The 14,887-nt window shown below is 72.4% G+C and carries 13 protein-coding genes; 9 read left to right on the top strand and 4 right to left on the bottom strand.

The genetic code is table 11. The annotated features are described in order from the left end of the window. The 3 genes from ABD361_RS12450 (at position 1) to ABD361_RS12440 (ending at position 3,058) form a co-directional block, all read left to right on the top strand. Positions 1-1,170 (top strand): acyl-CoA dehydrogenase family protein, encoded by a 1,170-nt coding sequence (locus ABD361_RS12450; RefSeq protein ID WP_344435103.1) that lies wholly within the window; start codon positions 1-3, stop codon positions 1,168-1,170. 6 nt (positions 1,171-1,176) lie between these two features. Beyond that, a complete protein-coding gene (locus ABD361_RS12445; RefSeq protein WP_344435102.1) occupies positions 1,177-2,202 on the top strand; it encodes an acyl-CoA dehydrogenase family protein in 1,026 nt (341 codons plus the stop codon). A 412-nt stretch (positions 2,203-2,614) separates the two neighbouring features. Then, positions 2,615-3,058, top strand: coding sequence for an ATP-binding protein (locus tag ABD361_RS12440; protein WP_344435100.1), 444 nt, complete (start codon positions 2,615-2,617; stop codon positions 3,056-3,058). 277 nt (positions 3,059-3,335) lie between these two features. Here ABD361_RS12440 and ABD361_RS12435 read toward each other — a convergent pair whose 3' ends face one another. After that, positions 3,336-4,262 (bottom strand): cyclase family protein, encoded by a 927-nt coding sequence (locus tag ABD361_RS12435; protein WP_344435099.1) that lies wholly within the window; start codon positions 4,260-4,262, stop codon positions 3,336-3,338. A 124-nt stretch (positions 4,263-4,386) separates the two neighbouring features. Here ABD361_RS12435 and ABD361_RS12430 point away from each other — a divergent pair, with 124 nt between their 5' ends. The 5 genes from ABD361_RS12430 to ABD361_RS12410 all read left to right on the top strand — a co-directional run bounded on the left by ABD361_RS12430 (position 4,387) and on the right by ABD361_RS12410 (position 10,476). Beyond that, complete coding sequence (locus ABD361_RS12430) at positions 4,387-5,298, top strand: SDR family NAD(P)-dependent oxidoreductase (RefSeq protein WP_344435097.1); 912 nt, start codon at positions 4,387-4,389, stop codon at positions 5,296-5,298. A gap of 49 nt (positions 5,299-5,347) precedes the next feature. Next, positions 5,348-6,511, top strand: coding sequence for an acyl-CoA dehydrogenase family protein (locus ABD361_RS12425; protein WP_344435096.1), 1,164 nt, complete (start codon positions 5,348-5,350; stop codon positions 6,509-6,511). Further along, a complete protein-coding gene (locus ABD361_RS12420; RefSeq protein WP_344435095.1) occupies positions 6,508-7,971 on the top strand; it encodes an aldehyde dehydrogenase family protein in 1,464 nt (487 codons plus the stop codon). Before ABD361_RS12425 ends, ABD361_RS12420 begins: the two co-directional genes overlap by 4 nt. 52 nt (positions 7,972-8,023) lie before the next feature. Beyond that, complete coding sequence (locus ABD361_RS12415; protein WP_344435094.1) at positions 8,024-9,139, top strand: alcohol dehydrogenase catalytic domain-containing protein; 1,116 nt, start codon at positions 8,024-8,026, stop codon at positions 9,137-9,139. A gap of 302 nt (positions 9,140-9,441) precedes the next feature. Then, on the top strand, positions 9,442-10,476 hold the full coding sequence (locus tag ABD361_RS12410) for a hypothetical protein (protein WP_344435093.1): 1,035 nt from the start codon (positions 9,442-9,444) through the stop codon (positions 10,474-10,476). Positions 10,477-10,485: 9 nt separating this feature from the next. Here ABD361_RS12410 and ABD361_RS12405 read toward each other — a convergent pair whose 3' ends face one another. The 3 genes from ABD361_RS12405 to ABD361_RS12395 all read right to left on the bottom strand — a co-directional run bounded on the left by ABD361_RS12405 (position 10,486) and on the right by ABD361_RS12395 (position 14,272). Then, a complete protein-coding gene (locus tag ABD361_RS12405) occupies positions 10,486-11,121 on the bottom strand; it encodes a flavin reductase family protein (RefSeq protein WP_344435320.1) in 636 nt (211 codons plus the stop codon). Between the two features lie 75 nt (positions 11,122-11,196). After that, the gene (locus ABD361_RS12400; RefSeq protein WP_344435092.1) at positions 11,197-12,021 is read right to left on the bottom strand and encodes an enoyl-CoA hydratase/isomerase family protein; all 825 of its coding nucleotides are present in this window, start codon (positions 12,019-12,021) and stop codon (positions 11,197-11,199) included. 25 nt (positions 12,022-12,046) lie between these two features. Further along, positions 12,047-14,272: an acetate--CoA ligase family protein gene (locus ABD361_RS12395; RefSeq protein ID WP_344435091.1), complete on the bottom strand. Its 2,226-nt coding sequence runs from the start codon at positions 14,270-14,272 to the stop codon at positions 12,047-12,049. A gap of 172 nt (positions 14,273-14,444) precedes the next feature. Here ABD361_RS12395 and ABD361_RS12390 point away from each other — a divergent pair, with 172 nt between their 5' ends. Next, entirely contained in the window at positions 14,445-14,885 is a 441-nt protein-coding gene (locus tag ABD361_RS12390) for a Zn-ribbon domain-containing OB-fold protein (RefSeq protein ID WP_344435089.1), read from the top strand. Positions 14,886-14,887: the final 2 nt, after the last annotated feature.

Raw genomic sequence — 14,887 nt, 5'->3', positions numbered from 1 at the left:
GTGGACCTCACCAGCACCCCGCAAGAGCAGGCGTTCCGGGCGCGGCTGCGGCGCTGGCTGCGCGAGACGCTGCCCGCACTGCCCGCCCCGCCGGACCCGGCCGACTGGCCCGCCCGCCGCGCCTACGACTGCGCCTGGCAGCGGGCGTTGCACGACGCGGGGTACGCCGGACTGCACTGGCCGGCCGACGCGGGCGGCGGCGGTGCCGGCCCCACCCGGCACCTGATCTTCCTGGAGGAGACCGAACGGGCCGGCGCCCCCTATGTCGGAGCGAACTTCGTCGGGCTGCTCCACGCCGGCCCCACCATCGCAGCCGAGGGCACGGCCGCACAGAAGGCCCGGTGGCTGCCGCCGATCCTGCGCGGCGAGGAGGTGTGGTGCCAGGGCTTCTCCGAACCCGAGGCCGGCTCGGACCTCGCCTCCCTGCGCACGCGGGCGGTGCGCGACGGCGACGCGTACGTCGTCACCGGCAGCAAGGTGTGGACCTCCCACGCCCAGGTGGCCGACTGGTGCGAACTGCTGGTGCGCACCGACCCGGCCGCCCCCGGCCATAAGGGCCTTTCCTGGCTGGTGATGCCGATGGATGCCCCCGGCATCACCGTCCGCCCGCTGCGCACCCTCACGGGGACGGCCGAGTTCGCCGAGGTCTTCCTCGACGGGGTGCGGGTGCCCGTCGCCAACCGGGTGGGCGCGGAGAACGACGGCTGGCGCGTGTGCATGGTCACCCTCGCCTTCGAGCGCGGCACGGCGTTCGCCGGTGAGGTGATCGCCTGCCGGCGCACCCTCGTCCGGCTCGCCCGGGAAGCACACGACAACGGCCGATGGCAGGACGCCGTCCTGCGGCGCAGGCTCGGCAGGCTCAACGCCGAGTTCTCCGCCCTGTGGCGCCTGGTGCAGTGGAACGTCAGCGAGGCCGAGGCGAGTCTGCGGGAAGGCGGCAGCGGGGCGCCGGGGGTGGGCGGCTCCGTCTTCAAGCTGCGCTACTCGCAGGCACGCCAGGAGCTCTACGACGCGGCTGCCGAGGTGCTCGGCCCCAGGGCGCTGGACGCCGGGCACGAGTGGACGACGGGGCGGCTGTCGTCCCTCTCGTACACCATCGCCGCGGGCACCTCGCAGATCCAGCAGAACATCATCGCCGAGCGCGTCCTCGGCCTGCCCCGGGGACGGTGAGCCGCCTTGCACTTCCGGCTGAACGACGACCAGCGCTCCGTGCAGTCGGCCGCCCGGGCCCTGCTGGAAGCCCGGTTCCCCCGCGAACGGCTGCGTGAAGCAGTGGACAGCGCTGCACCGCAGAACGGACCGGACCGGGCCCTGTGGCAGCAGTTGGGCGAGGCCGGCTTCTTCTCCTTGCGGCTGCCGGCGGAGGCCGGCGGGGCCGGCCTGGGACTTGCGGAGGCCGTCCTCGTCCTCGAGGAGGCGGGGCGCTGCCTCCTGCCGGGTCCCCTGGTGGCCACCCAACTGGCAGCCGGACTGGTGCCCGGCGCGGCCGAGGGACGAGCCGTCGTGACGGCACCCGACGGCTGCGGAACGGTTGAACACCTCGCCGCAGCCGACGCCGTCCTGCTCCTCGACGACGTGGCGGTCAGGATGCTGCCGACCGCCGGCGGGGCGGGACCGGTGGCGCTCTCCGCGTGCCCACTGCACTCCGTCGATCCGACGACCTCCCTGCACCTGGTGGAACTCCCCCTGCCGGACCAGGGGTCACCGGCCGTGGAAATGGCCGGGGATCCGGCCCGTACGAGGGCGGAAGCGGCCCTTCTCACCGCGGCGCTCCAACTCGGCAATGCGGCCCGGACACTGGAGATGGCAGTCACGCACGTGACGCACAGACGGCAGTTCGGGCGCCCTGTCGGCGCCTTCCAAGCCGTGCAGCACGTGTGCGCACAGATGCTCGTGCGTACGGAAATCGCACGCAGTAGCGTCTATGCAGCCTCCCTGACAGCTACTCACAGTGAGGTCGCCGCGGCCAAATTGCTCGCCGACGAGGCTGCTGTCCGCAATGCCCGTGACTGTTTGCAACTGCATGGCGGTATCGGGTTCACCTGGGAGGCGGACGTCCATCCGTACCTGAAACGGGCCTGGCTGCGGGCCGCCCAGTGGCAGCCGGCCCGTGATGCCGAGGAACTGCTGGCATGCGCACTCCTCGACGAGTCCGGGAATTGCGGGCAGGAAATCGCGAATGACCCAAATGATTCCTTGTGAAGGATGTGGGTGAATTGTTGCTCTTGACCCGATCAACGGTCACTCAGCGTCGATATCGACTCGTTTTCTTCCAGTAACTCGTCACTGTGTGGAGTCGTTGCAACTCTCGGGTACTCTCCGTGAGGTGCGAGTGGTTCAGAGGCGCAATAAAAACGGTGTCGCCGCAGGGGTGACGACCGGCGCCGGAGTGCCCTTCGCGCCGTGCGTTCCGGGGCGGAAGGCGCCTCGATGTTCGACCCCTCATCATGTGCGCCGCACAGTATGCCGGACGCATACGCCGTTGCGTCGGAATATGCCGGAAGCGCTTGTTGAGGTAACCGTACGTCAACCATGCTGTGTCGACGGGGGGTCACTGTCCGTGATCTCGTCGAGGCGTGAGGCGTTGGGTCCGCCGGTTCGGGTGGTGTGAGCGGTGCAGGTGCTTCAGGTGCAGATGGAGGTCGGGGCCGATCCTGCGGAAGTGGGACGGGCTCGCAGGTGGGCGCGGTCGCGGCTCGCGGGATCGGGGATAGGGGCCGACGAGCCCCTGGCCGAGACGCTGATCCTGCTGATCTCGGAGCTGGTCACCAATGCCGTGGTGCACACGGGGTGTCCGGCGGTCCTGCGGATGCTCCTGCCCGGCGCGGGGCCGGTGCGGGTCGAGGTGGCCGATGTCAGTGCCCGCCCGCCCAGGCGCCGGCACGCCGAGGGTGAGGACACCGGCGGCAGGGGGCTGGAGCTGGTCGACGGCCTCGCCGATCGCTGGGGCTGGCAGCGGGACGGGGCCGGCAAGCGCATCTGGTGCGAGGTGGACCGCCGCGCCGCCTGCTGGACTGGTGCTTTCGAGCCACAACACGCCGCGACAAATCGGGCGTAGTCGACAAAGTCCAGACCAGGTGTTGACGTGAAGTGTTCGGGTGATCACCCTTGGATGCAGCGATTCGCTGCGAGGGGACGTCGAGAGGCCCGGCTGTGCGGGGCTGCCTTGGCGAGTGCGGGTCGCGGCCGGCGCGACGACAGGGCTTAAGGCGCCGGAGCTGGGTGGCGGCGCACAGGTGCCGTGCTCGGGGTGCGCATCGGTGCGCCGCCGCCCGCCCGTTCCTTCGCGTGCCGCGCTTCGATGCCCGTGCCCGCCCGGCGCCGCGTGCCCGCGCTCACAGGACGGCAACCGGAGCCACCGGCGTGCCCGTCCCGCCCACGAACGGTTCCGGCATCGCTGCCAGCAGGAACGCGTAACGACGTTGCTCGGCGCAGGCCTCCGACAGTGCCTCCAGATTCCAGTTCTGGCCTTGCGGCATGCCCATCTCCACCAGGTCCAGGGCGTGCACCGGCATCCACAGGTTCTCGATCTCGGGCGGGAAGATCTCGAAGGTCAGGGTGTCGTTGGCGACGGCGGCGACGTCGCGGGCGTGGAACCATTCGGGCGCGCGGATCGAAAAGCCGGGCGAGGGATAGGCGTACGCCTGCTTGTCGCCGCCGAGGTAGAGCTGGATCTGGCCAGTGCGCACCAGCGCGATGTCGCCGGATCGCACCCGGACCCCGGCAAGCTCCTCCGCGGCCTCCAGGTCCTCCGGCGTCACCGCGTGCCCACCGTCGAGCCGGTCCACCCCCAGGGCGCGGGCCACGTCCAGCAGGACGCCCCGCGAGACGATGTGGCCGGCCTTCTCCACGCCGCTGAACGCGGCGCGGCCGTGGGCGGTCACCGAGTCCGCCGGACGGCCGTTGTACAGCCGCCCGCTGTGGGAGACGTGCGCGAGCCCGTCCCAGTGGGTGCCCGCCTGCAGGCCCATGGTGACCACGTCGTCGCTGGTGGCGACGGTCCCCGGGCCGAAGAACTCGACGTTGATGGCCACCATGGTGTGCAGCGGGTTGACGCGGCCCGGTATGACCCCCGTCTGCACCCCGTCCTGCTGCAGGGGCAGGGCCAGCGGGATGCGGCGCCCGCTGGTGACGGTCTCGGCCGCCTCGCGCACGACGGCGTCCGTGATGAGGTTGAGGGTTCCGATCTCGTCGTCTCCGCCCCAGCGTCCCCAGTTGTTCACGCGCTTGGCCAGCTCGTGGAACTCGCTCGGCAGCGGCATGGGTTCCCCTCCTGATCGCGGCCGCGCATCCCCGCCCGGAGGGTGCGGTGCCGGGTCTTGTGCTCGTGCCCGCGCTGCCCAAAAATCTAACGGACCGTCAGGAACTGCGGGAAGGGGCAGTGCCGTGGCGAACTTCCTCAACGACAAGGTGGTCGCGGTCACCGGGGCCGGGCGGGGCATCGGCAGAGCCGTCGCCCTGGCCTGCGCTGCCGAGGGCGCCAAGGTCGTGGTGAACGACTACGGGGTCTCCGTCGCCGGAGACGAGCCCACGAGCGAGATCGCCACCGCCGTGGCCAAGGAGATCGAGGCGGCGGGCGGGGAGGCCACCGCCGTCGCGGACGACGTCTCGACGATGGCCGGCGGGCAACGGATCGTCGACACCGCGCTCGCCCGCTACGGCCGGCTCGACGGCGTCGTGTGCGGCGCCGGCATCCTGCGCGAGCGCATGATCTTCAACATGACCGAGGAGGAGTGGGACTCGGTCGTCGCCACCCACCTCAAGGGCACCTTCACCGTCTTCCGCGCCGCCTCCGGCGTGATGCGCCGGCAGGGCAGCGGCACGCTCATCGGCTTCACCAGCGGCAACCACCAAGGAAGCGTCGCCCAGGCCAACTACGCCGCCGCCAAGGGAGGCGTCATCTCCCTCGTCCGCAGCGCCGCCCTCGGCCTGCACAAGTACGGTGTCACCGCCAACTGTGTGGCCCCGGTGGCCCGCACCAGGATGTCCGCCAACGTCCCCATGGAGCTCAAGGACCTCGGCGACCCCGAGGACGTGGCCGCCTTCGTGGTCTACCTTCTCAGCGACCACGCCCGCCACGAGGGCGTCACCGGGCAGGTCTACACCGTCGCCGGCCGGAAGATCGCCCTGTGGGCGCAGCCGCGGGAGGTGCGCGCCGCGTACGCCGAGGAGCCCTGGACGCCCCAGCGCATTGCGGACCTCTTCCCGGGCACCGTCGGCACCGACCCCATGCCGCTGCTCGGCCAGGTGCAGGCCATGGCCGACGCTGCCGCCGCCGGCCGCCGGCCCAACGCCTGAAGGACAGCGCGCCGCCACGAGGAAGCCGCCACGAGGAAAGGCGCACGGCATGGACTTCGCATTCGGCCCCGACGACGAGGAACTGCGCCACCGCGCCCGCGCCTGGCTGACCGAACACCTCACGGACGGCACCCCCCGGCCCGCCGGCCGCGCCTGGGAACGGGAACTGGGCGCGGGAGGCTGGATCGGCCTCGGCTGGAGCACCGCACGCGGCACGTACGGCAACCGCACGGCGAGCCCGACCGGACAGGTCGTGTGGGCCGAGGAGTACGCCCGGGCGGGCGGCCCACCGCGCCTGGGGCACATGGGGGAGCACCTCCTTGCGCCCACCCTGCTCGCCCACGGCGACGACGCGCAGTGCGCCCGCTTCCTGCCCGCCGTCGCCCGGGGTGAGGAGATCTGGTGCCAGGGCTACAGCGAACCCGGTGCCGGCTCCGACCTCGCCGCCCTGCGCACCACCGCCGTCCGTGCCGACGGCGGCCGCACGTACCGGGTCAGCGGGCAGAAGGTGTGGACCTCCCACGCCCACGAGGCCGACTGGTGCTTCCTGCTGGCCCGCACCACCGAGGGCTCCCGGCGCCATCACGGTCTCTCCTTCCTCCTCGTGCCGATGGACCAGCCGGGCCGGATCGAGGTCCGCCCCATCCGGCAACTGACGGGCGCCGCCGAGTTCAACGAGGTCTTCTTCGACGGCGCGAAGGCCCGGGCCGAGCACCTCGTGGGAGGCGAGGGCGCCGGCTGGCGGGTCGCCATGAGCCTGCTCGCCCGGGAACGCGGCGTGGCCACCCTCGCCCTGCAGACCGGGTTCGCGGCCGAGCTGGGCCGGGTGATCCGCCTGGCCCAGCGGACCGGAGCCGCAGCGGAGCCGGTGGTACGGGACCGGCTCGTACGGCAGTGGGCCGACCTGCAGGTCATGCGCTGGAACGCCCTGCGCACCCTGGGGGACGCCGCGGACCCCGGGGCGCCCAGCGTCGCCAAGCTGCTGTGGGGCAGCTGGCACAAGCGGCTCGGCGAACTGGCGATGCAGGTGCGCGGCGCGCCTGCCGCCCTGGGACCGGACGACTGGCGCGCCGGCCGCCCGTACCGGCTGGACGCCCTGCAACACCTGTTCCTTTTCAGCCGAGCCGACACCGTCTACGGCGGCTCGGACGAGATCCAGCGCAACCTCATAGCCGAGCGCGTGCTCGGTCTGCCGAAGGAGGCCCGGCCATGACGGCGTACGGCCACTGGATCGCCGGCGCCTGGCGCGCGCCGGAAAAGGGGCACTATCCAGTTGTCAATCCGGCGACCGAAGAGGTCGTCGGGGAGGCCCCGGAGTCGACTCCCGCCGAAGTGGCCGACGCCGTGGCCGCCGCGCGGGCCGCGCAGGACGGCTGGTCCCGTACGGCTCGGCGCGAGCGCGCGGCCGTACTGGACCGGATCGCTGATCTCCTCGTGGAACGCGGGAAGGAGCTCGTGCCCCTCCTCCAGGCCGAGACGGGCGCGACGATGCGCGTCGCCTCGACGATGCAGGTGCCGGTGGCCGCGGACCGCTTCCGGCGCTACGCGCGCGGCGCGGTGGAACCGGACGTCATTCCCCTGGCCCCGCGGGCCGTCGGGGCGAGCGCGCTCGCCCCGGGCGGCCTGCTCGGCGCCGCGGCCGTTCGTCGTCCTGTGGGTGTCGTCGCGTGCATCACCTCCTACAACTTCCCGATCGTCAATCTCGCCGGCAAGGTCGCCCCCGCCCTGGCCATGGGCAACACGGTCGTGGCCAAGCCGGCCCCGCAGGACCCCCTCTGCTGCCTGGAACTGGGCCCGATCCTGCGCGAGGCCGGGCTGCCCGACGGGGTGTTCAACGTGGTGACCGGTTCGGGCCCGGCGGCCGGGGAGGCACTGGTGACCCACCCCGGCGTCGACATGGTCAGCTTCACCGGGTCCTCTGCCGTGGGAAAGAAGATCGCCGAAACCGCGGGGAGGTCGCTCAAGCGCACCCTGATGGAGCTGGGTGGCAAGGGAGCGGCCGTCATTCTCGAGGACGCCGACGACAAGGTGATCAGGTCGGCGATCGGGGCGGTCGGTTCGGTCTGGTCCTTCCACAGCGGGCAGGTTTGCACGGCTCCGACCCGTGTGCTCGTCCATCGATCGCTGTACGAGCGGGTCGTCGCCGGGTTGAAACACTACGCCGAGTCACTGACGGTCGGGGACCCTGTGGATAACTCCACGATCGTCGGCCCGGTGATCTCCGCGGCGCAGCGCGACCGCGTCGAGGCGCACGTGGCCGCGGCCCGCGCCGAGGGGGCCCGTATCGTCACGGGCGGTACCCGTCCCCCCGTCCGTCCCGGCTTCTACGTCGCCCCCACGCTCATCGCCGACGCCACTCCGTCGATGATCGTCGCGCGCGAGGAGCTGTTCGGCCCGGTCGTGGTGGCCATGCCCTTCGACACCGACGACGAGGCCGTCCGCATCGCCAACGGCACCGCGTACGGCCTGTACGACTACGTCTTCAGCGGCGACACCGCCCGGGCCTGGGCCCTGGCCGCCCGGCTGCGCAGCGGCAACGTCGGCATCAACACCGTCCAGCGCCACCCCGAGACGCCTTTCGGCGGTTTCAAGGAGAGCGGGACCGGCCGCGACGGCGGTTCCTTCGGCCTCGCCGCGTACAGCGAACTGCAGTCGGTCGTCTGGCCCTCCTGACCGTCACCCACACCTGCCGGCCCCACACGCGCTGCCGAGAGGACAACCACCCATGAGAGGCGTCATCTTCGACGGCAAGCGCCCCCGGTTCGTGGACGACCTCGACGTCCGGGACCCGGGGCCCGGCGAGGTCCTCGTCGAGGTCACGGCCGCCGGCCTGTGCCACAGCGACCTCTCGGTCATCGACGGCACCATCGCCCACCCCGTCCCCCTGGTCCTGGGACACGAGGGCACCGGCATCGTCCGCAGTGCGGGCCCCGGCGTCACCCATGTCTCACCAGGCGATCATGTCGCCCTGGCCGCCCTGGCCAGCTGTGGCACCTGCCCCGACTGTGCGCTGGGCAGGCCGGCGATGTGCCGCACCTCCATCGGCCGGCCGGGCCGGCCCTTCTCCCGCCGCGGAGCGCCCCTCTTCCAGTTCGCGTCCACCTCGGCCTTCGCCGAGCGGACCGTGGTCACGGCCGTCCAGGCCGTCAGGATCCCGCCCGGCATCCCGCCGGCCTCCGCCGCACTTCTCGGGTGCGGCGTCGTCACCGGCGTCGGGGCGGTCCTCAACCGCGCCCGCGTCGCGCACGGCGAATCCGTCCTGGTCATCGGAGCCGGCGGCGTCGGGCTCAACGTCCTGCAGGGGGCCCGGCTCGCCGGTGCCTCCGTCGTCGTGGCCGCCGACGCCAACCCGGAGAAGGAGGCCGTGGCACGCACCTTCGGGGCCACCCACTTCGTCCACGTCCCCGCCGCCGACGAGGTGCCGGCCGCGGTGCGCAGGATCGTTCCTGCAGGGGTCGACCATGCCTTCGAGTGCGTCGGTGACACCGGGCTCGTCCGGCAGGCGGTGGACGCGCTGGGCCGGCACGGCCGAGCCGTACTGCTCGGCGTGCCGCCCGCCGGGGCCGAGGCCGCGATCCCGGTCGCGTCCTTGTACATGGACAAGTCAGTGCTCGGCTGCCGGTACGGCTCCTCGCGGCCCCAGCACGACGTGGCCCTCTACGCGCGGCTGTACGAGGAGGGCCGGCTGCTGCTCGACGAACTGGTCACCGAGGTCTATCCCGTTGAGGACTTCGAGCGGGCCGTGGCCGACGCGAACAACCGTAAGGTCGCGCGCGGCGTCCTCTCCTTCGGCTCCTGCGGGTCCTCCGAGTCACAGTCACCTGAACGATCCGGAGACTGATCCGGCCCGATCGGTCTGATCGGTCCGATCGGTCCGCATCGTGAGCCGCTCACGGCCGCCCTGTGATCTGTCGTGCGTTCTGGACGGAAGGTCTTGCGCCGCCGGGCATGTCCGTGTGAGGTGGGTGCGTCCTTCCTGGTCCGCCTTTCTCGGTCCGGCCTTCCGGTCCGGCCTTCCTGCGGTCCAACCGGACCGCGCCCGGGCCCCACGCGGATCAAGCGGGATGAATCGGTGAAATCTTGGGCCGATCAGACGCAACCTCTCGGCCTTCGGGGGAATCTCTCATGGTGAGAGGGGCTGATATGACACAGCAGGCTGAGCCGCACGCGATACCGGACGGGGCGACGGATGCCTCGTCCGCGCCGTGCTGCGCCGCGTCGCAGCGTCCGGCGCGCGATGACGGCTTCGGTGCCGCGTTCTGTGCCTCCATGGCGGCGCTGTGCGCGGAGACGGTCGTCGCCGTCACCACCGGGGTGTTCGTCCTGCTCGCCCGCGAGCACGACGGCCTGCCCAAGTCACCGTTGCTCGCCGCCGTGGCCGCGCTGGCCGCCCTGCTCCTCACCGTACTGATCAGTGGCTTCGTCACCGCGGCCGCCGTGATGCCCGCGCTGGCGCTGGGGCGGCGGGCCGCCCTCCGCCGCTACCGCGAGGACCGTGCCTGGTGGACGGCGGCAGCCGTGCCCGTGGTCTCCGCGGCCGCGGTCCTCGTCTTCGGCGCGGTGGCCGCGCTCGGCAGTCACAGCTTCGCGAACCCGCTCAACTACCTCATCTGGTGGGGCGGTCTCACCGTCGGACTGCTGCCCGCCGCACTGGCCGGCCGGGCGGCGGCACGCCGCGTGCGCACCGGTCGCGCCGGCAGTGTGACCCGCCGCGTCGTGCGCGACGGCCTGGTCGCCTGGCTCGTCGTCGGCGCCCTCGGCACGGGGGCGTACGCCTCCGGTCTGGTGAGCGTGTACCAGCCGCCGCGGCTGACCAAGCAGGACCTCGCCGGCACCTGGAGCGACGGCAGGGGCGGCACCGTCCGGCTCGCCGACGACGGCGCCGCCGTCGCCGACGGCCTGGACAACTTCACCTGGGACGGCACGGGCAAGGACCGGGCCCGGGACTGCGACGGCTCGGGCACCTGGACGCCGGTCAAGGACAGCGGGCGCGTCCAGGGCGTCTCCCTGCGCATCGACGCGTGCGAGCTGTCCCGCGACTGGAGCCTCATCGGTACGAAGCGGGAGCCGCGGATCTACCACGAGATCGGCAAGCCGGGTTCGGGCAAGCGCTACGTGCTCACCAAGGTCGTCAAGCACGGCAAGGGCGGCAGCAGGGACAAGCACGGGAAGCACTAGCGGAAACGTTTACCCGTCGTAGCTGCCGAAGGCGTCGAACGTGCCGAAGGCTCCGCGGTGGAAGAGCAGGGGGCCGGCGCTCGCCGCGGCCTCGTTCGCTCCCAGTGCCGCCACGCGCCCCACGACCACCAGGTGGTCCCCGGCGGTGTGCACCGCGTGCACTGCGCAGTCGATCCACGCCGGCACGTCCCGCAGCCGCGGCGAGCCGGACACCGGCGCGGCGTCGTAGGGAACTCCGTCGAACTTGTCGGCAGTTCGCGCGCCACTGACGGCGAAAGCCCTGCACAGGGTGCCGTGTCCGGATCCCAGGACGTTCACGCAGAAGACGCCCGCGCGGGCGATGCGGGGCCATGTCGTGGAGGTACGGGCCACCATGAAGACGACCAGCGGCGGGTCTAGGGAGAGGGACGAGAACGACTGACAGGCGAAGCCGGCCGGAGGCTCCCCGTCCGTACCGGGGGCGGTGATCACCGTGACGCCGCTGGCGAAGTGCCCCAGAACGGCGCGGAACACCTCCGGCGACGGTGGAGGACGCTCGTCCGGTCCGACGGCCCGCAGGACCGGGCGGGCTCGCGGGGCGGGATACGGGGCGACCGGGGCAGTGTTCCCCTCCGACCGCAGGAAGCGTATGGCGACGGCCGCCATACCGGCGTGTCCCATCATGCGCACATTGAATCCGAAGCCCCGTGAGATCGGAAGGCTCGCGCGCGGCGCCTGCGGTCAGCGCCCCCGGAAGACGGCGTTCCGGCGCTCCCGGAAGGAGGCGATGCCCTCGGCCGCGTCCGCCGTGGTCATGTTGATCTCCTGAGCCGTCGCCTCGGCCGCGAACGCGGCCGCACGACCGGTCTCCAAGGACGCGTTGACCAACTGCTTCGTCAGCGCCAGGGCCCGGGTCGGACCGCCCGCCAGCCGCGACGCCCACGCCATTGCGGCAGCGGCCAGCTCGTCGTCCGGCACCACGCGGTTCACCAGCCCCATCCGTTGCGCCTCCGGCGCGGGCACCGCGTCGCCGAAGAACATCAGCTCCTTGGCGCGTTGCGGGCCGACGAGCCGGGCCAGCAGGTACGCGCCGCCGCCGTCGGGCACCAGCCCGCGCCGGACGAAGACCTCCATGAACCGCGCGCCCTCCGCGGCCAGGACCAGGTCGCAGGCCAGCGCCAGGTGCACCCCAAGACCGGCGGCCGTGCCGTTGACGGCGGCGATCACGGGCTTCTCGCAGTCCAGCACCGCGCCGACCAGCCCCTGCGCCCCCTCCCGGAGCAGGCGCGCCACGTCGCCGGGCACCCGCTCCGGCGGGGGCGCCCCGGCGCCCGTACGCAGGTCGGCACCCGCACAGAACCCCTTGCCGGCGCCGGTGAGGACGACGGCCCGCACGGCCGGGTCGGCCGAGGCCCGGGCGAAGCCGGAAATCAGCTGTTCGCGCAGGTCGGGCGTGATGGCGTTGAGGGATTCGGGGCGGTTGAGGGTCAGCCGGACCACCCCGTTGTCAGTGGTGTGCGCTACCAATGAACCAGCGGAGGGGATCTCCTGGGGGGAGGGACTCATGAGCGGACTCCTTGGGTCCGTGGGCTCAGCGGCAGAGGGCGAGCGCGTCGAGGGCCACGGCGCCCTGGCCGCGCTCCAGCACCACGAGCGGATTGACGTCCAGCTCGGCGAGGCCGCCGAGTTCCAGCGCCATGCGCTGGACGCGCAGGACGGTCTCGACGAGGGCGTCCACGTCGGCCGGGGGAGCCCCGCGGACACCCTCCAGCAGGGCGCGCCCGCGCAGTTCGCCGAGCATCTCGCGGGCGTGCTCCTCGCGGAACGGCGGTACGCGGACGGCGGTGTCGTCGAGGACTTCCATCAGGACGCCGCCGATGCCCACGGTCACCGTGGGGCCGAAGAGGCGGTCGTGGGTGATGCCGACGGCCATCTCGACTCCCGGCGGCACCAGTTGGCCCACGAGGACGCCGTCCAGCGGGAGCCTCTCGTAGCGGGCGATGTCGCACAGCTCCCGGTAGGTGTCGCGCACTTGGCTCGCGGAGCCGAGCCCGAGCCTGACCAGCCCCAGCTCCGTCTTGTGGGCCAGCCGCGGGCCGGACGCCTTCATGACCACCGGGTAGCCGACCTGGCCGGCGGCCCGCACGGCCGCCGCGGCGCTGGTCACCAGCTGCTCGCGCGGCACCCGTATGCCGTACGCGCGCAGGAGCTGCTTCGCCGCGTGCTCGCTGAGCTGCTCGCCCGGGCGCAGCAGTTGCTCGGCCTTGCGCGCGGCGGGGGACGGCGAGCGGGGCGCGTCCTCGAAGGGCGAGCGGTAGTCGGCGGTGAAGCGGTGGTGGGCGAAGTAGGCGCGGATGGCGCCGACGCAGTTGGCGAAGGTACGGAAGGTGGTCACGCGCGAGGAGCCCAGCAAGGTGGAGCGATAGGCGGCCTCGGTGCCCACGGGCGAGCCCCACACCAAGCACACCGGCTTGTCGGTCTTCTCGGCCGCGTCCACCAGGTCCTGCGCGAGCTTGTCGCTCAGCGGCGGGAAGGGACCGGTGATCGGGCAGACGAGGACGCCGACGGACGGGTCCGCGAGCAGGGCGTCGATGATTTTGCGGCCCCGCCAGTCGCCGACCGGGTGGCCGCCGTTGTCGACGGGGTTGGCCACGCTCAGATACTCGGGGATCCACTGATGGAGCTCGGCCTGCTTGGCGGGGGAGAGGGCCGGCAGTTCCAGCCCGGCTGCCGTGGCCAGATCGGCGAAGTGCGCCCCGGTGCCTCCGGAGATCGAATACACAGCGACGCCGGTGGCTCGCGGGGGGCGGGCACGGGCGAGGAGCGTCGCGGTGTCCTGCAGCTCGTCGAGGCCGTCCACGCGGATGACGCCGAACTGCCGCATGGCGGCGTCCACCACGTCGTCCGCGCCGGTGAGCTTGCCGGTGTGGGTGGCGGCGGTCCGGGCGCCCGTCTCGGTGCGGCCGACCTTGACCGTCACCAGGGGCACCTTGTGCCGGGCGGCCCGGTCGGCGGCCAGGAGGAAGGAGCGACCGTCGGCGATCCCTTCCACATAGGCGGCGATGGCCCCGACCTCGGGCCGGGTGGCGAAGTAGGAGACGAAGTCCGCGCACTCCAGGTCGGCCTCGTTGCCGGTCGGGGCCCAGTGCGAGACGCGGACGCCGAGCTCCTGCAGGGCGAAGACCGGCCGTCCCTGGTGGCCCGACTGGGTGATCAGGGCGATGGCGGGTCCCGTGAGGTCGTCGCGGAAGCGCTCGAAGGCGTTGAGGTTGGTGTTCGGGCCGAGCAGGCGGGTGGCGGTGCCGCGGACGGCGGCGGCGAGCCGCCGCTGGGCCGCCGCGCCCTCGGCACCGGTCTCGGCGAACCCGGAGGCGAAGACGACGGCGAACTTCACCTGCTGCCGGGCGAGATCCTCCAGCACCGGTGCCGGGTCGCCGACGAGCACGACGGCGAGGTCGATCGGTTCCGGCAGGTCGCGGACGCCGGGACGGCAGGGGATGCCGAAGACGGTGGTGCGCGTGGGGTGCACGGGGTGGATGCGTGCGCCGACACGGCCCGCCCAGTCGACGAGCTGCCGGGTGATGGCGGTGTTGGGGCGTCCCTCGCTGTCGGAGGCGCCGATGACGGCCACGGTCTCGGGCCGGAAGAGCCGGTCCAGGTCGGGGACGTCGCGCGTCAGGGGGCGACCGCTGACGTCGAGGTCCTCCTCGGTGTCGGTGGCCGTGCCGTGCACGGCCGGTCCCGGGTGCAGGCCGCAGGCCGCTACGCGGGCGGGACGGGAGGTGGTGGTGAGGCTGCCGTGAGTCGATCCGAGCATCGTTCTCGCCCACTCCTGCTCAGTGCCGGGTATGCCGACGAAGCGTTGGCTAAGGTGGTGTTCAAACTGATGCCCTGTCAGATTAGCGATCCGGGCAGGCTCCGGGGAACGGGGCAGGAGAGGCGCGAGCGACCGGCGACACATACCCGCATTACAAGGGGAGGGCCCGGTGGTGGACCGTCCGGCACGCCACGACATACCCGAGATCGACGACTTCACGCGCCCCTACTGGGACGCCGCCGCCGAGGGCCGGTTGCTCGTACGGCGCTGCTGTGCGGCCGCATGCGGCAGGGCTCACCACTACCCCCGGGAGTTCTGCCCCCACTGCTGGAGCGAGGACGTGGTCTGGGAGGAGGCCTGCGGCCTGGCGGAGCTCTACACCTGGTCCGTCGTCCACCGCAACGATCTCGCTCCCTTCGGGGCGCGCCTGCCGTACACGGCGGCGGTGGTGGTGCTCGCGGAGGGCCCGCGCATGATGACCGAGGTGGTGGACTGCCCGGAGGACCGGTTGGCCATCGGCATGCGCCTGAGGGTCGCCTTCCGGCGTGAGGCGGACGTCCCGGTGACGGCGCCGGTGGCAGTGCCGGTGTTCCGCCCGGACGCGGCGGGCTGAGC

The organism is Streptomyces luteosporeus (genome assembly GCF_039532865.1).
In the GTDB taxonomy this organism is placed as follows: Bacteria; Actinomycetota; Actinomycetes; order Streptomycetales; family Streptomycetaceae; genus Streptomyces; species Streptomyces luteosporeus.
This window is presented reverse-complemented; position numbering and strand designations above follow the sequence as displayed.